A 16,731-nucleotide genomic window follows, 5' to 3' on the forward strand; every position below is an offset into this window, starting at 1 on the left:
CTACTCGTCCTCGTCGTCACGCTCGGACGCAGGGGCCCGGTACGGGTCCGCGTCACCGGCGTAGCTCGCGCCCGCGGCACGGGTGCGCACGGCGGCGTCCGAGGTGCGGGCCCGGTCGAGCAGGTCGTCGATGTTCCGGGCGTTGTCCGGCAGCGCGTCCGCGACGAAGGTCAGCGTCGGGGTGAAGCGCACCCCGATCTTGCCGACCTCGGAGCGGATCACGCCCTTGGCGCTCTCCAGCGCGGCCGCGGTGGCCTCGCGCTCGGTCTCGTCACCGAAGACGGTGTAGAAGACGGTGGCCTCGCGCAGGTCTCCGGTCACCCGGGTGTCGGTGATGGTCACGAACCCCAGACGGGGGTCCTTGATCCGCCGTTCCAGGGTCTGGGCGACGACCACCTGGATGCGGTCGGCGAGCTTGCGCGCCCTTGCGGTGTCGGTCACGTTGCCTCCTCGTGCAGTGGGCCCGGTACCCGGGTGAGCTGCGCACCCGTCGGGGCCCACGCCCCAAAGTACCGGCCCGCGCCCGGCCTTGCGGGCGCTCTCGGTCCTGATCCGTGTGAGAACGGCGACTTCCGCCGGCCGGCTCCACGGTCCTCATTCGTCGTCGTCGTTGTGGTAGCGCCTCCTCGTGGAGAGGAGCTGCACCTCGGGGCGGCCGGCGACCAACCGCTCACAGCTGTCCAGGACCTCGGTGACGTACCCGGCTTCGCCGGAGACCACCGCCAGGCCGATCTCGGCCCGGCGGTGCAGGTCCTGGTTCCCGGTCTCGGCAGCGCACACGCTGTACTTGCGCTGCAGTTCGGCCACGATGGGCCGCACGATCGAACGCTTCTCCTTGAGCGAGTGGACGTCGCCCAGCAGCAGGTCGAACGTGAGTGTTCCCACGAACATGTATGACAGGTCTCGCCGACCTGGAAGGCCTCGGGGAGCGACCCGCAACCGGGCTCGCGCCGCTGTGTCTGACTACTCCCGGACCCTACACAGCGAGACCGGGGCCGGTCGACGGAAATACCACCCGTCGACCGGCCCCGGCTGACACCGACTAGGCGCGCGGCTTCTCGCGCATCTCGTAGGTCTCGATGATGTCCTCGACCTTGATGTCGTTGAACGACCCCAGGGTGACACCGGCCTCGAAGCCCTCGCGGACCTCGGTCGCGTCGTCCTTGAAGCGGCGCAGACCCTCGATGGTGAGGCTCTCCGCCACGACCTTGCCGTCGCGGATGAGGCGGGCCTTGGCGTTGCGGCGGATGATGCCGTCGCGGACCAGGACACCGGCGATGTTGCCGAACTTGGAGGAGCGGAAGACCTCGCGGATCTCCGCGGCGCCGAGGCGCACCTCCTCGTACTCCGGCTTGAGCATGCCCTTGAGGGCGTTCTCGATCTCCTCGATCGCCTGGTAGATGACCGAGTAGTACCGGACGTCCACGCCTTCCTTGTCGGCCGCGGCGCGCGCACGGCCTTCGGCGCGCACGTTGAAGCCGATGATGATGGCGTCCGAGCCCATCGCCAGGTCCACGTCGGACTCGGTGATGGCACCCACACCGCGGTGCAGGACCCGGAGCTCGACCTCCTCGCCCACGTCCAGCTTGACCAGGGCGTCCTCGAGGGCCTCGACCGAACCGGAGACGTCACCCTTGATGATGAGGTTGAGCTGCTCGATGGAGCCGGCGGCGATGGCCTTGTCCAGGTCCTCCAGGGACACCCGGACCCGACGCTGCGCGAAGGCGGCGTTGCGGTCGCGGGCCGAGCGCTTCTCGGCGATCTGACGGGCGGTGCGGTCCTCGTCGACGACGATGAAGCTGTCGCCGGCGCGGGGCACCGAGGTCAGACCGAGCAGCAGCACCGGACGGGACGGGCCGGCCTCGGCGAGGTTGTTGCCGTTCTCGTCCAGCATCGCGCGGACGCGGCCGTAGGCGTCGCCCACGACGATCGAGTCGCCGACGCGGAGCGTACCGCGCTGCACGAGCACGGTCGCCATGGCGCCGCGGCCCTTGTCCAGGTGCGCCTCGATGGCGATACCCTGCGCGTCCTGCTCCGGGTTGGCCCGCAGGTCCAGCGAGGCGTCCGCGGTCAGGACCACGGCCTCCAGCAGCTGGTCGATGTTCAGGCCCTGGCGCGCGGAGATGTCGACGAACATGGTGTCGCCGCCGTACTCCTCGGCCACCAGACCGAACTCGGTCAGCTGACCGCGGACCTTGGTCGGGTCGGCACCCTCGACGTCGATCTTGTTGACGGCGACCACGATCGGCACACCGGCGGCCTTGGCGTGGTTCAGCGCCTCGACCGTCTGCGGCATGACACCGTCGTTGGCCGCGACCACCAGGATCGCGATGTCGGTGGACTTGGCACCACGGGCACGCATGGCGGAGAACGCCTCGTGACCCGGGGTGTCGAGGAAGGTGATCGGGCGCTGCTCGCCGTTCACCTCGGTGACGACCTGGTAGGCACCGATGTGCTGGGTGATGCCACCGGCCTCGCCGGCCACCACGTTGGACTTGCGAATGGCGTCCAGCAGGCGGGTCTTACCGTGGTCGACGTGACCCATGACGGTGACGACCGGCGGGCGCGGGGCCAGCTGGTCCTCGTCGCCCTCGTTGGCACCGAAGTCGATGTCGAACGACTCCAGCAGCTCGCGGTCCTCGTCGTCCCGGCTGACGATCTCCAGCTGGAAGCCCATCTCGCCGGCCAGCAGCTCGAGGGTCGCGTCGGAGACCGACTGGGTCGCGGTGACCATCTCACCGAGGTTGAACATGACGGAGACGAGCGCGGCCGGGTTGGCGTTGATCTTCTCCGCGAAGTCCATCAGCGAGGCGCCGCTCGACAGGCGAACGGTCTGGCCGTTGCCGCGAGGCAGCATCACACCGCCGACGGACGGGGCCTGCATGGCCTCGTACTCCTGGCGCTTCGCCCGCTTCGACTTGCGACCGCGCGCCGGGCGACCGCCCGGGCCACGACCGAAGGCGCCCTGCGTGCCACCACGGGCACCCGGGCCGCCGGGGCGACCGCCGAAGCCGCCGGGACGCGGGCCGAAGCCACCGCCGCCGCCCGGGGCACCGCCACCGGGACGCGGGCCGCCGAAGCCGCCGCCACCGGCCGGACGCGAGCCCGGACCGGCCGGACGACCCTGGAAGCCGGGACGGGCGCCGCCGGCACCCGGACCACCCGGACGGCCGCCGGGGCCACCCGGACCACGGCCACCCGGGCCCGGACGCGGGCCGGCCGGACGCTGCGGCATCATGCCCGGGTTCGGGCGCGGCATGCCGGACGGGGTCGGGCCACCGGGACGCGGCGCGGCCGGACGCGGCATGCCGTCGGGACGCGGGGCACCACCCGGACGGGGGGCACCGGCACCCGGACCACCCGGACGCGGACGGTCGCCACCGGGACGCGGCGCACCGGCACCCGGGGCACCGGCGGGACGCGGACGGTCGCCACCGGGACGCGGCGCACCGGCACCCGGGGCACCGGCGGGACGCGGACGGTCGCCACCCGGACGCGGACGGTCGCCACCCTGGGCACCACCCGGACGCGGGGCACCGCCCTGACCGCCCTGACGGCGGTCGCCGGGGCGGCCCATGCCGGTGGCGCTGCCCGAGGTGAACGGGTTGTTGCCCGGACGCGGACCGGCCGGACGCGGGCCCGGACGGGCACCGCCGGCGGCCTGGGCGGCCGGACGCGGGGCCTGGGCGGCCGGACGCGGGGCCTGGGCGGCCGGACGCGGGGCGTCACCGGCCGGAGCCGGCGAGGAGAACTCGGCCGCGGGCGCGGCCGGGGCCGCCGGAGCGGCGGGACGCGCGGCCGGGCGCGGGCCCGGGGTCGGCGCCGAGCCCGGCTTCGGGGCGGCGGCGGGGGTGGCGGCCGGCGCGGAAGGCGCGGCGGCAGCCGGGGTCGGACGGGGACCAGGGGCCGCGGCGGGGCGCGGACCCGGGGTCGGAGCCCCCGGCTTCGGGGCACCCGAACCGGCGGCGGGGGAGGGCGCCGCGGTCTTCCGCGGACCCGGCTTGGCAGCGGAACCACCACCGGTGGGGGCCACACCAAGCGCGTCAGTCAACTTGCGCACGACCGGCGCCTCGATCGTCGAGGACGCCGAACGGACGAACTCACCGAGCTCGGTGAGCTTGGCCATGACGGCCTTGCTCTCCAAGCCAAGCTCCTTGGCGAGTTCATAAACCCGGACCTTAGCCACTTCACTCCTGTCTATGAGTCCGGGGGTCTCGTCCGCCGGACTGTCGCTACTTCATGGGCGTACCCATCGCGTACTCATCGCGTACTCATCGAGTGCTCATCGCAATCTCGACCTACTTCCACATCGCGAGGTACCTGACTGGTGCACGGCGCGCGGCTGCCCGAGCGCTGTGCTTGTTGCGGTGGTTCTCCGCCGCGCGAGCGGCGGCCGTCGCGGAAGGCGGCCCTGCTACGAGGCTTCGCCCGCCCGCTCCCCGATGAACTCGCGGAGCCGCTCGGTGTCGAGCGCGCCCTGGAGCCGGAAGGCCCGGGGGAACGCCCGGCGGCGGACCGCGAGGTCGAGGCAGGCCGAGTCGGGGTGCAGGTGAGCGCCCCGGCCCGGGAGTGCGCCACGGGGATCAGGGACGCACTCGCCCTCGACCGCCGTGACACGCAACAGCTGGTGCTTGGCCGCGCGCTTGCGGCAGCCCACGCAGGTGCGTTCCGGGCGTGCTCGGACATGCGTCCGGCCAGACGAAGGCAAGTCTACCCCTCCGAAGCGACATGGCGCCGCCCCGCCGGTCCCGGAGGACCGACAGGGGCGCCGACGACAACACTGATTACTGGGCCTGCGATTCCTCGGCCTGGCCCTCGGTGTCCGGCCGGATGTCGATCCGCCACCCGGTCAGGCGCGCGGCCAGGCGGGCGTTCTGGCCCTCCTTGCCGATCGCCAGCGACAGCTGGTAGTCCGGCACGATCACCCGCGCGGAGCGCTGGGCGAGGTCCACGATCTCCACGCTGGTCACCCGCGCGGGCGACAGGGCCGCGGCCACCATCTCCCGGGGGTCCTCCGACCAGTCGACGATGTCGATCTTCTCGCCGTGCAGTTCGCCCATCACCGCGCGCACCCGGGAGCCCATCGGGCCGATGCAGGCGCCCTTGGCGTTCAGGCCCTGGCGGCGCGACCAGACCGCGATCTTGGTCCGGTGGCCGGCCTCACGGGCGATCGCCGCGATCTCCACGCTGCCGTCCGCGATCTCCGGGACCTCCAGCGCGAACAGCTTCTTCACCAGGCTCGGGTGGGTGCGCGACAGGGTCACGGAAGCCCCGCGGACGCCCCGGCGCACGGCCACCACGTAGCACTTCAGCCGGGTGCCGTGCCGGTAGTCCTCGCCCGGGACCTGCTCCTGCGGCGGCAGGATGGCCTCCAGCTTGCCGATGTCGACCAGCACGTTCTTCGGGTCGTTGCCCTGCTGGACGACACCGGTGACGATGTCGCCCTCCTTGCCCGCGTACTCGCCGAAGGTCTGGTCGTCGGCGGCGTCGCGCAGGCGCTGCATCATCACCTGGATGCCGATGCTGGACGCGATCCGGCCGAAGCCGCTCGGGGTGTCGTCGAACTCCTTCGGCTCGACGCCCTCGTCCAGCTCCGCCGGGTCCTCCATGGCCCACACGGTGACGTGGCCGCTCTTGCGGTCCAGGTGCACCCGGGCCCGGCGGCGCGAGCCCTCGGTGCGGTGGTACGCGGTGAGGAGGGCGGACTCGATGGACTCGACCAGCAGGTCGAAGGGGATGTTCTTCTCGTTGACCAGCGTGCGCAGGGCACTCATGTCGATGTCCACGGCTACGCCTCCTCGTCTTTCGTCACGTTCGTCATGGTCGTACGGCACCGGAGGGTCACTCGGCGCCGTCCTCCCCCTCGTCGAGGTCGGCGGCCTCGTCCAGGAGCGCCTCGTCGTCCTTGCGGTTGAACTCCACCTGGACGCGGGCCCGGGCCACCTCGGCGTACGCCAGACGGCGCTCCTTCGGGCGGCCACGCCCCTTCACCGGCTGCACCTCGACCAGTGCGCCGTCCTCGTCGGCCTCCAGCACCCGGGCGACGATCTCCCCGCCGTCCACCAGGTGGATCCTGGCCAGCCGACCCTCGGCGCGCTGCCAGTGCCGGGGCAGGACCAGCGGGCGCTCCGCACCCGGCGAGCCGACCTCCAGCAGGTACGCGTCGTCCCCCATCAGGTCCGACTCGTCCAGGGCCTCACCGACCACCCGGCTGAACTCGGCGATGGTGTCCATGTCCACGCCGCCGTCGGTGTCGACGTCGATCTGCACCTGCCGACGGCTGCCCGCCCGGGTGACCCTGACCTCCTCCAGATCCAGTCCGGCCTGCTCGGCCAGCGGCTCCAGCAACGCTCGCAGCCGGTCGGTGTGGGTGGTGCTCATCCGGGTGGACTCCTCGGCCGCGTCTGCTGTTGTCAGAAGGTCGCTCCGCGTCCCCGGTGCCACACCGGATCACGGCAGCTCGGCCCAAAGCCTATCCGGTCAAGCCCCCATCCACCGATTCCGGACCTCCGCCGAGCACGCCCGCACCACCCACTGCGAGCAAGCTCACACCCCGCACGCCGTCCTCGAACCGGGCCCGGGAACGTGGGGATTCTGTAATGATTCACGCCAACGAGGGCAGGCGGGGAGGCCGTCCTCCCGTACCCGCCGGAGTGACCCCGATGCAGCCGCCCAGCCGACGGACCTTCCTGGCCCTCGGACTGCTCACCACCCTCACCGCCTGCACCGCTGGCCACGGCGGCCGCCCGGGCGACCCGGCCCCGACCAGGGACCCGGACACCCCCGCGCGCCTCCGGGCGGTCGCCGACACCGACGTCCTGCTCGGCGCCTACGACGGCCTGCTCGCCGCCCCGGGCGCCCAGACCGCCCTGCTCCAGCCCCTGCGCGACGACACCGTCCGGCACCGCGCCGCCCTCGCCCAGGGCCTGCCGACCGCGACCGCGAGCCCCTCCCCCACCGGCACCCCGGACCGTGCCCTGCCCACCCTCCCGGAGCTGGCCCTCACGGAGCGCCGGACCGCCGAGTCCCGTCTCCGCGGCCTCGACGGGGTCAGCCCGTCCCTCGCCCTGCTGCTCGCCTCCGTCTCCGCCTCCAACGCCCTGCACGCCGTGGCCCTGGGCGACCCGACCCCGGTCACGACCCCCGACGGCGGCACCGGCGCCGAACGCGCCGCCGAGCCCGCCGCCGTGCCCGTCCTGCAGGGCGCCCTCGGCGCCGAGCACGCCGCCGTCTACGGCTACGGGGTGGTCGGCGCCCACCTCCCGGACGACCCCCAGCGCACCGAGGCCCGCACCACCCACGCCGCCCACCAGGCCCAACGCGACGCCTGGCAGCGCCTCCTGACCAGCGCCTCCGCCACCCCCACCCCCGCCGCGGGCGGCTACCAGCTCCCCTTCCCCGTCGCCTCCCCCGCCGACGCCGGCAAACTCGCCGTCCACCTGGAGACCCGGCTGACCGCCACCTACGGCGCCCTGGTCACCGAGCTCCCCGCCCGCCACCGCCCGGCCGCCGCCACCGCGCTGCGCGAGACCGCCCTGCGCGCCCGGCGCTGGGGCGCCCCGGCCACGGCCTTCCCCGGCCTCCCCGGCTGACGGCCACGGGCGCGCGGGGCGAAAGCCCGCGCGCCCGCAGCGGCCCGCGCGCCCCAAACCCCGACAATGGACCCATGTCGGGAGCCGAACCCACCATCACCGTCCCCAGCCGGCTGACGAACACCGTCACCGCCGCCCACGGCGAGCCCGGCCACCGGTGGCTGGCCGCCCTCCCCGCCAGGGCCGCCGCCCACCTCACCGCCCGGAACCTCACCCTGGAACGGATCCTCGACCCCGGCGGCAGCCTCAGCCTCGTCGCGTACGTCCACCGCGACGACCTCTCCCCCGCCGTGCTCAAGATCGGACTGACCACCCCCGAGACCGCCCACGAGGACGCCGCCCTCGCCCACTGGGCCGGCCGCGGAGCGGTCCTCCTCCTCGACGCCGACCCTGACGAGGGCGTCCTCCTGCTCGAACGCCTCCACGGCGAGATCCCGCTGCGCTCCCTCGCCGAGCCCAAGGCCATGCTGGAGGCCACCAGCCTGCTGCACCGCCTCTGGACCGCGCTCCCCGAGGACCACCCCTTCCCCGACGTCCCCGGACGGATCGCCGCCACCGCCCGCCTCGCGGAAGGCCCCCACACCGCCGCCGAGGCGCGACCGCTGATCGACGAGGCCCTGGACACCGCCCGGGACCTGGCCGGCTCCGCCGACGAGTCGTTCCTGCTGCACGGCGACTTCCACCACGGCAACGTCCTGGCCGCCGACCGCGCCCCCTGGCTGGCCATCGACCCGCGCCCGCTGGCCGGCGAACGCGCCTTCGACCTGGCCCGCCTCGCCCTGGACCGCGCCGACACCCTGTTCGGATCCCCCGGCGCCCCAGCCGCCGTCCGCCGCCGCCTGGGCCGGCTCTCCGAGGCCCTCGAGGTCGACCGGGAGCGCCTGCGCGGCTGGGCCCTGTTCCGCGCCGTCGACCTCGCCCTGCGCGCCCTCGCCGCGGACCGCCGGGAGGACGCCGAGCTCCACCTCGAATTCGCCGGCGCCCTCTGACCGCGGGCTGCTACGCCCCGGCCCCGCTCAGCGGCAGCCGGGCCCCCATCACCGCGTACAGCCGGTCCGTCGCCGGGAACCGCACCGCGCGCGCCAGGTCCTGGTACCCCAGCGCCCGGTACAGCCGCCGGGCCGGCGTCTCCGCGTCGATCGCCGACAGGATGCTCCGCTCCAGCCCCGAACGCTCACACAGCGCCCGGATGAGCCGCGAGCCGATCCCCTGCCCCTGGAACTCCGGCAGCACGTGCAGCTCGGTGACGGCGAAGACCCCGTCCAGCCAGCCCCCGTACCCCCGGGCGGCCAGGTAGGGCTCGATCACGGTGCTCCACCAGTGCTCCCGCTGGTTGGGCATCCCGTACCCGAAGCCGACCAGCCGGCCCTCGCTCATCGCCCCGAGCGCGATCACCCCCGGCTGCAGGGCGTGCCGCCCCACGATGTGCAGCCGGACCGCGACCTCCTCGGGCGTCAGCCCGAACGCCTCCGCCTGAACCTCGAGCGCCTGCGGCGCCCAGGCCGCAAGGTCGATGGCCTCGATCGTCACCCCGGTCAGCTGATCCATGCTCCGGACGTTACTACCAGCGGCCCGGCAGCGCGGCCGAAGATCCCAACAGCACCCCGGGCGACCCGCTCCGCCCGCTCAGAAGAGCACGCTCATGAACGCCCCGACCTCCCGGAACCCCACCCGCCGGTACGCGGCCCGGGCCCGCAGGTTGAAGTCGTTGACGTACAGCGACACCACCGGCGCCACCTCCCGCAACGCGATCTCCAAGACGGCCGCCATCCCCGTCTCGGAGAGCCCCCGCCCGCGGTGCTCGGGCGCGACCCAGACCCCCTGGATCTGGCAGGCGCCCTCCGTCACCGCACCGATCTCCGCCTTGAAGACGACCTGCCCGTCCTCGCCGAACCGCGCGAACGACCGCCCGGTGGACACGAGTTCGGCCACCCGCGCCTGGTACAGGAGCCCCCCGTCGCCGGCCAGCGGCGAGACCCCCACCTCCTCGGTGAACATCGCCACGCAGGCCGGCATCAGGGCCTCGACCTCGTCGCGCCGCACCCTGCGCACCAGCGGATCCGGCGCGATCTCCGCCGAGGGCTCCGAGGTCGCCATCAGCGGCTGGTGCGCCCGCACGTCCCGGGCCGGCCCCCAACTGCGCTCCAGCCGCGCCCAGAAGCCCGCGGTGGCGGCCGCCGGCCCGACGATCGAGGAACAGCGCCGCCCCTGCCGGCGGGCCCGCTCCGCGAACGCCGCGACCGCCTCCGGACCGGCGTCGACCAGGACCAGGTTCGCCCCGGCGTAGCAGAGCGACTCCAGCACGCCGTCCCCGTCGTACCAGCCCCACATCTCCCCGCCGAGCCGCCACGGGTCCAGCCCGACGGCCTCGACCCGGGTGGCGACGAAGGCGTTGGCGACCGGGTCGCGGCGGAGGACCTCCAGGGCGTCCGGGAGGTCCGGCGGCTCCAGCACACGGGTGGTGGCCAGGGCCCGGACGGCCTGGAAGGAGCTCGGGAGCATCACACCTCGATCGAGCATCGAGACAGCACCTCACTGAGACGACTCTGGCCGCACCCTACTCCGTGGCCCCACCCGGCTACGGCCGCGGGGCCGTCCGCGAACGGACGGCCCCGCTTCCGGAAAACATCGCGCGGGCGCTCCCGCACGGTCCGGACAGCCTACGGCCGCCGGAACGGACTACGCGGGGCCCACCGCCCCGCGGCCCCTCACTCGCCCGCGACCACCGTCGGCGCCCCCGCCTCGACGCCCGCCGCCTGCATCTGCTCGGCGAGCTTCAGCGCCTCCTCGATCAGGGTCTCGACGATCTTCGACTCCGGGACGGTCTTGATGACCTCGCCCTTGACGAAGATCTGCCCCTTGCCGTTGCCGGAGGCGACCCCGAGGTCGGCCTCCCGGGCCTCGCCCGGACCGTTCACGACGCAGCCCATGACGGCCACCCGCAGCGGCACCTCCATGCCCTCCAGCCCGGCGGTGACCTCCTCCGCGAGCTTGTAGACGTCCACCTGGGCGCGGCCGCAGGACGGGCAGGAGACGATCTCCAGGCCGCGCTCGCGCAGCCCGAGCGACTCCAGGATCTGGTTGCCGACCTTGATCTCCTCGGCCGGCGGGGCGGAGAGCGAGACCCGGATGGTGTCGCCGATGCCCTCGGCCAGCAGCGCGCCGAAGGCGACCGCCGACTTGATCGTGCCCTGGAAGGCCGGCCCGGCCTCGGTCACGCCGAGGTGCAGCGGGTAGTCGCACGCGGCGGCGAGCTGGCGGTAGGCGTTGATCATCACGACCGGGTCGTTGTGCTTGACCGAGATCTTGATGTCGCGGAAGTCGTGCTCCTCGAACAGCGAGCACTCCCACAGCGCCGACTCGACCAGCGCCTCCGGGGTGGCCCGGCCGTACTTCTCCATCAGGCGCTTGTCCAGCGAGCCGGCGTTGACGCCGATCCGGATCGGCACGCCCGCGTCCTTGGCGGCCTTGGCGATCTCGCCGACCTTGTCGTCGAAGGCCTTGATGTTGCCCGGGTTCACGCGCACCGCCGCACAGCCGGCGTCGATCGCCGCGAAGACGTACTTCGGCTGGAAGTGGATGTCCGCGATGACCGGGATCTGCGACTTCTTGGCGATGATCGGCAGCGCGTCGGCGTCGTCCTGCGAGGGAACGGCGACCCGGACGATCTGGCAGCCGGACGCGGTGAGCTGGGCGATCTGCTGGAGCGTGGCGTTGATGTCCGAGGTCACCGTGGTGGTCATCGACTGCACCGAGACCGGGGCGTCGCCGCCGACCGGCACGTTGCCGACCATGATCTGCCGGGAGTAGCGGCGCTTCGCCAGCGGCTTGAGCGGCAGGGACGGAATACCGAGCGAGATCGCGGTCATGTGCGCAGGGTTCCCCGGGGTTGAGGTGTGGTCGACCGCCCGACCGTGACACGGCCGAGGCCGGGCGCGCTGACGTCGCGCACCCGGCCTCCACGGTACGGCACCGCCATGGCGCCCAGCACACCCGTGGTACCCGAACGCCCTAACTGATCTTCACCGGGTTCACCAGGTCGGCGACCATCACCAGCAGCGTGAAACCGATGAAGATGCTGGCCACCACGTACGCCACCGGCATCAGCTTGGCGACGTCGAAGGGGCCCGGGTCGGGCCGCCGGAACAGTTGTGCGAACCGGCGCCGGACCGCCTCCCAGGCCGCGCCGGCGATGTGCCCGCCGTCCAGCGGGAGCAGCGGCAGCATGTTGAAGAGGAAGAGCGACAGGTTGATCCCCGCCAGCAGGTTCACGAAGAACGCGATCCGCTGGGTCCCGGGGATGTCGAGCGAGAAGACCTCCCCGCTGACCCGGGCCGCGCCGACCATGCCGATCGGCGAGTCCGGGTCGCGCGGGGCGTCGCCGACGACCGCATTCCACAGCCCCGGGATCTTGCCCGGCAGGGCGATCAGCGACTTCACCCCGTTCTCGGTCATGTCGTACATCCGGTCGAGCGACTGCCCGAAACCGAGCTGGACCACACCACTCGCAGGAGTGAACCCGAGGAACCCGGCCTGGACGGTCTGGCCCTTGATCGGGATGCCGTTGCCGTCGTACTTCTGGACGTCGTTGACCGCGATGGTCGGGTTGAGGGTGAGCCGCTGCCCGTCCCGCTCGACCACCACCGGCACCGTCCGGCCGGCCGACCTGCGGATGTCCGCCTGGAGCTGGTCGTAGGTGCCGATCCGGTCCCCGTCGAAGGAGACGATCCGGTCGCCCGCCTTCAGCCCGGCCCGGGCGGCCGGGGTCTGCGCCGCGCCCTCCGGGCAGCTGTCGGTCGGCTGGCCCGCCTTGACCACGCACTGGGCGACGGTGCTGACCGTCGGCACGTTCATCGAGACGCCGAAGCCCATCATGACCGTCAGGAAGAGCCCGAACGCCAGGACCAGGTTCATGAACGGCCCGGCGAACATGACGATCATGCGCTTCCACGGCTTGCGGGTGTAGAAGAGCCGGCTCTCGTCACCCTCCTGGAGCTCCTCGTAGGAGGCCTCGCGGGCGTCCTCGATCATGGTGCGCCAGGGCGAGCTGCTGCGCTTGGTGATCCGGCCGTCCGCGCCCGGCGGGAACATCCCGATCATCCGGATGTACCCGCCGAACGGGATCGCCTTGATGCCGTACTCGGTCTCGCCCCTGCGCCGCGACCAGAGGGTCGGGCCGAAGCCGACCATGTACTGCGGCACCCGGATGCCGAACAGCTTGGCCGTGGAGAGGTGGCCGAGTTCGTGCCAGGCGATCGAGATGAGCAGCCCGATGACGAAGACCAGGATGCCGACCACCGTCAAAACCGTTGCCACCGCTGGTCCTCCGTCATGCCGCTCCGCTCATCGTCTCGTCCTACCGCAATCGGGCCGTCGGTCGGCCGTCAGCCGGCCGCCAGCTCGCGGGCCCGGGCACGCGCCCAGTCCTCCGCGTGCAGGACGTCCTCCACGGTCAGGGAAGTTCCCGCCGCCGAACCGCCGTCCCGCTGACCGTGCTCGGCCACGACCTTGGCAACAGTGTCCACGATTCCGGTGAAAGCGAGGCGGCCCTTCAGAAATGCCTCCACGCACTCCTCGTTGGCCGCGTTGAAGACCGCCGGATTCGTACCGCCCAGGGTGCCCACCTCGCGGGCCAGCTCGACCGCCGGGAAGGCCTCGTCGTCCAGCGGGAAGAACTCCCAGGTCGCGGCCCTGGTCCAGTCGCAGCCCGGGGCGGCGTCCGGCACCCGGTCCGGCCAGCCCAGGCCCAGCGCGATCGGCATCCGCATGTCCGGCGGACTGGCCTGCGCCAGGGTCGAGCCGTCGGTGAACTCCACCATCGAATGCACCACCGACTGCGGATGCACCACGACCTCGATCCGGTCGAACGGCACGTCGTACAGCAGGTGCGCCTCGATCACCTCCAGGCCCTTGTTCACCAGGGTGGCCGAGTTGATCGTGACGACCGGGCCCATCGCCCAGGTCGGGTGCGCCAGCGCGTCCTCGGGGGTCACCCCGGCCAGCTGCTCACGCGTCCGGTTGCGGAACGGGCCGCCGCTCGCGGTGACCACCAGCTTGCGCACCTCGGCCCGGGAACCGCCGGCCAGAGCCTGGAACAGCGCGGCGTGCTCGGAGTCCACCGGCACGATCTGACCCGGCCTCGCGACCGCCTTCACCAACGGACCACCGACGATCAGCGACTCCTTGTTGGCCAGCACCAGCACCCGGCCCGCCTCCAGCGCGGCCAGCGTCGGCCGCAGGCCGATCGAACCCGTGATGCCGTTCAGCACCGAGTGGCACTCCAGGGCGGCCAGCTCGGTCGCCGCGTCCGGGCCCACCAGCACGTTCGGCAGCGGACGGCCCGCCGCCTTCGCGGCCAGCGCCTCGCGCAGCGCCGGCTCGGCCGCCGGATCGGCCACCGCCACGGTGTGCACGCCGAGCCGCACCGCCTGCTCGGCCAGCAGCTCCACCCGGCCGCCGGCCGCCGACAGGGCGACCACCCGGAAGCGGTCCGGGTTGCGGAGCACCACGTCGATGGCCTGGGTGCCGATCGACCCGGTGGACCCGAGGATCACCAGCTCCCGGGGGCCGGAGGGGTCCGCCACGGTGGGCGTGAAACGCAGCTGCGGGTGGGCGAGCGAAGTCATGCGCCCATTGTGTCCTGTTCGCGGCACTCCCCAGGACGACCTCCGGCCCCCGGGACTACCGTCGGAACCATGCGTACCGTCATCGCCGGGGGCCACGGACAGATCGCGCTCAGGCTGGAACGGCTGCTCGCCGCCCGCGGCGAGCGCCCCGCCGGGATCATCCGCCGCCCCGAACAGGCCCAGGACCTCATCGACGCCGGCGCCGAGCCGCTGCTGCTCGACCTGGAGGCCGCCACCGCCACCCAGCTCGCCGCACTGCTCACCGGAGCCGACGCGGTGGTCTTCGCCGCCGGCGCCGGACCGGGCAGCGGCGCCGCCCGCAAGAACACCGTCGACCGGGACGCCGCCGTCCTGCTCGCCGACGCCGCCGAACTCGCCGGAGTCCGCCGGTACCTGATGGTCTCGGCGATGGCCGCCGACGCCGAGGCCCACCACCCCGCCGACCAGGTCTTCGAGACCTACCTGCGGGCCAAGGGCGCCGCCGACGACGCCGTCCGGGCCCGCACCGCGCTGGACTGGACGGTGCTGCGCCCCGGACGGCTCACCGACGGCCCCGGCACCGGCCGGGTCCGGCTGGCCCCCGCGGTCGACCGCGGCGCGGTGGACCGGGCCGACGTCGCCGCCGTCCTGGCCGCCCTGCTGCGCGAACCCGGCACCGCCGGGCTGACCCTGGAACTGGTCGCCGGGGACGCCACCGTCGAGGAGGCGGTCGCCGCGGCCGCCGGGCACGACGGCTGAACCCCCGCGGGCGCGAGCTCCGCGGTGCGCGGCGACGCGGACACCGAGCCCTGCGGGGGCGTGAACGCGAGGAGGGCCCGGTTCGGCGAACCGGGCCCTCCCGCGGTGGCGGCACTACCGCGCCGCCACGGCGACGATCAGAGGTCGAGGCCGGTCAGGACCATGACCTTCTCGACGGTGTAGTCGTCCATCGCGTACTTGACGCCCTCACGGCCGACACCGGAGTCCTTGACGCCGCCGTACGGCATCTGGTCGGCACGGTAGGACGGCGCGTCGCCGATGATCACACCGCCGACCTCCAGCTCCCGGTGGGCGCGGAAGGCGGTCTGCAGATCGTGGGTGAACACGCCCGCCTGGAGGCCGAACGCCGAGTCGTTGACGGCCGCGAAGGCCTCGTCCACGCCGTCCACCCGGTGCAGCGACAGCACCGGGCCGAACACCTCGGCCTTGGCCAGGATGGCGTCCGCGGGCAGGTCGGCCAACACGGTCGGGGCGTAGGTCGCACCCTCGCGGGTACCGCCGGTGAGCACCTTGGCGCCCTTGGCGACCGCGTCCTCGACCCAGGACTCCACGCGCTTCGCGGCGTTCTCGTCGATCAGCGGGCCGACGTCGGTCGCGTCGTCGGCCGGGTCACCGGTGACCTGCGCCTTGACCTTGGCGACGACCTTCTCCGCCAGCGCGTCGTACACCGAGGCGTCGGCGATCACCCGCTGCACCGAGATGCAGGACTGGCCGCCCTGGTAGTTGGCGAACATCGCGATCCGGGTGGCCGCCCAGTCCAGGTCGGCCTCCGAGGACCAGTCGGCGAGCACCACGGCCGCGGCGTTGCCGCCGAGCTCCAGGGTGCAGTGCTTGCGCGGCACCGAGTCCATGATCTGGTAGCCGACCTTGTCCGAACCGGTGAAGGAGATCACCGGCAGGCGCTCGTCCTGCACCAGGGCCGGCATCCGGTCGTTCGGCACCGTCAGGATCGACCAGGAACCGACCGGCAGGTCGGTCTCGGCCAGGATCTCGCCCAGCACCATCGCCGACAGCGGCGTCGACGGCGCCGGCTTCAGGATGATCGGGGCGCCGACCGCTATCGCCGGAGCGACCTTGTGGGCGACCAGGTTCAGCGGGAAGTTGAACGGGGCGATCCCCAGCACCACGCCGCGCGGGAAGCGGCGCACCACCGCGAAACGGCCCACGCCGCCCGGGTCGGTGTCCAGCCGCATGGTCTCGCCGTTGGTGCGGCGCGCCTCCTCGGCGGCCCAGCGGAACACCGACACCGCGCGGCCGATCTCACCGCGGGCCCACTTGATCGGCTTGCCGTTCTCGGCGCTGACCAGCTGGGCGAGCTCCTCGGTGCGCTCCGTCAGCCGCTTGGCCACGTGGTCCAGGGCGGCGGCACGCTGGTGCGCCGGGGTGGCGGCGAACACCGGCAGCGCGGCGACGGCGGCGTCCAGCGCCTCCTCGACCTGGGCCTCGGTCGGGATGCTCACCTTGCCGACCAGACGGCCGTCCCAGCTGTTGTGCACCTCGAAGTCGGCGTCACCGCTCGCCCGGCGGCCGGCGAGCCAGAAATCGTACGTGGTGGTCACCGTGGTACCGGCCCTCTCCTCGTCTGTCCTACGGCCCACGGACGTGGGACCCGGTTTTGAGGGTAGGCGGGGCGGCGCACCGACCGGATTGGCCGACTAGGAGCGTTCGCCCCCGGGGCCACTCCACCGCGTCCTACCGGGCCGTGCATCACCGCCGTTGGGCGGCTTCGGCGGTGGACGGCTTCGGCGGTGCGC

General features: G+C 73.2%; 15 protein-coding genes. 3 read left to right on the forward strand and 12 right to left on the reverse strand.

All coding sequences use genetic code 11. From position 1 onward, the window contains the following. The 6 genes from rbfA to rimP all read right to left on the reverse strand — a co-directional run bounded on the left by rbfA (position 1) and on the right by rimP (position 6,381). A complete protein-coding gene (gene rbfA, locus ACWD4P_RS21750) occupies positions 1-441 on the reverse strand; it encodes a 30S ribosome-binding factor RbfA (protein WP_359830297.1) in 441 nt (146 codons plus the stop codon). 153 nt (positions 442-594) lie between these two features. Then, complete coding sequence (locus ACWD4P_RS21755; RefSeq protein ID WP_238741325.1) at positions 595-891, reverse strand: DUF503 domain-containing protein; 297 nt, start codon at positions 889-891, stop codon at positions 595-597. A 151-nt stretch (positions 892-1,042) separates the two neighbouring features. After that, complete coding sequence (infB, locus tag ACWD4P_RS21760; RefSeq protein ID WP_449780676.1) at positions 1,043-4,186, reverse strand: translation initiation factor IF-2; 3,144 nt, start codon at positions 4,184-4,186, stop codon at positions 1,043-1,045. Positions 4,187-4,414: 228 nt separating this feature from the next. Further along, positions 4,415-4,657: a YlxR family protein gene (locus ACWD4P_RS21765; RefSeq protein ID WP_449780677.1), complete on the reverse strand. Its 243-nt coding sequence runs from the start codon at positions 4,655-4,657 to the stop codon at positions 4,415-4,417. A gap of 127 nt (positions 4,658-4,784) precedes the next feature. Continuing rightward, positions 4,785-5,786: a transcription termination factor NusA gene (gene nusA, locus ACWD4P_RS21770; RefSeq protein ID WP_359831440.1), complete on the reverse strand. Its 1,002-nt coding sequence runs from the start codon at positions 5,784-5,786 to the stop codon at positions 4,785-4,787. 55 nt (positions 5,787-5,841) lie between these two features. Beyond that, positions 5,842-6,381, reverse strand: coding sequence for a ribosome maturation factor RimP (rimP, locus tag ACWD4P_RS21775; RefSeq protein WP_359831442.1), 540 nt, complete (start codon positions 6,379-6,381; stop codon positions 5,842-5,844). Between the two features lie 281 nt (positions 6,382-6,662). Here rimP and ACWD4P_RS21780 point away from each other — a divergent pair, with 281 nt between their 5' ends. Both ACWD4P_RS21780 and ACWD4P_RS21785 read left to right on the forward strand, forming a co-directional pair. Further along, the gene (locus ACWD4P_RS21780) at positions 6,663-7,592 is read left to right on the forward strand and encodes a ferritin-like domain-containing protein (protein ID WP_449780678.1); all 930 of its coding nucleotides are present in this window, start codon (positions 6,663-6,665) and stop codon (positions 7,590-7,592) included. Positions 7,593-7,666: 74 nt separating this feature from the next. After that, complete coding sequence (locus ACWD4P_RS21785) at positions 7,667-8,581, forward strand: aminoglycoside phosphotransferase family protein (protein ID WP_449780679.1); 915 nt, start codon at positions 7,667-7,669, stop codon at positions 8,579-8,581. Between the two features lie 10 nt (positions 8,582-8,591). Here ACWD4P_RS21785 and ACWD4P_RS21790 read toward each other — a convergent pair whose 3' ends face one another. The 5 genes from ACWD4P_RS21790 to dxr form a co-directional block, all read right to left on the reverse strand. After that, the gene (locus ACWD4P_RS21790) at positions 8,592-9,140 is read right to left on the reverse strand and encodes a GNAT family N-acetyltransferase (protein WP_449780680.1); all 549 of its coding nucleotides are present in this window, start codon (positions 9,138-9,140) and stop codon (positions 8,592-8,594) included. 78 nt (positions 9,141-9,218) lie between these two features. Further along, on the reverse strand, positions 9,219-10,094 hold the full coding sequence (locus ACWD4P_RS21795; RefSeq protein ID WP_449780691.1) for a GNAT family N-acetyltransferase: 876 nt from the start codon (positions 10,092-10,094) through the stop codon (positions 9,219-9,221). 206 nt (positions 10,095-10,300) lie between these two features. Next, positions 10,301-11,461 carry a flavodoxin-dependent (E)-4-hydroxy-3-methylbut-2-enyl-diphosphate synthase gene (ispG, locus tag ACWD4P_RS21800; RefSeq protein WP_359822269.1) on the reverse strand — a complete coding sequence of 387 codons (1,161 nt, stop codon included), beginning with the start codon at positions 11,459-11,461 and terminating at the stop codon, positions 10,301-10,303. Positions 11,462-11,603: 142 nt separating this feature from the next. Then, positions 11,604-12,908: a M50 family metallopeptidase gene (locus tag ACWD4P_RS21805; protein WP_449780681.1), complete on the reverse strand. Its 1,305-nt coding sequence runs from the start codon at positions 12,906-12,908 to the stop codon at positions 11,604-11,606. A 68-nt stretch (positions 12,909-12,976) separates the two neighbouring features. Beyond that, a complete protein-coding gene (gene dxr, locus ACWD4P_RS21810; RefSeq protein ID WP_449780682.1) occupies positions 12,977-14,218 on the reverse strand; it encodes a 1-deoxy-D-xylulose-5-phosphate reductoisomerase in 1,242 nt (413 codons plus the stop codon). A gap of 69 nt (positions 14,219-14,287) precedes the next feature. On the opposite strand from dxr, the gene ACWD4P_RS21815 reads away from it, so the two are divergent. Further along, on the forward strand, positions 14,288-14,956 hold the full coding sequence (locus tag ACWD4P_RS21815) for an NAD(P)H-binding protein (protein ID WP_449780683.1): 669 nt from the start codon (positions 14,288-14,290) through the stop codon (positions 14,954-14,956). A gap of 137 nt (positions 14,957-15,093) precedes the next feature. On the opposite strand, the gene ACWD4P_RS21820 is transcribed toward ACWD4P_RS21815, so the two are convergent. Then, positions 15,094-16,536: an aldehyde dehydrogenase family protein gene (locus ACWD4P_RS21820; RefSeq protein WP_359822280.1), complete on the reverse strand. Its 1,443-nt coding sequence runs from the start codon at positions 16,534-16,536 to the stop codon at positions 15,094-15,096. Positions 16,537-16,731: the final 195 nt, after the last annotated feature.

The organism is Kitasatospora sp. NPDC002543 (assembly GCF_053594915.1).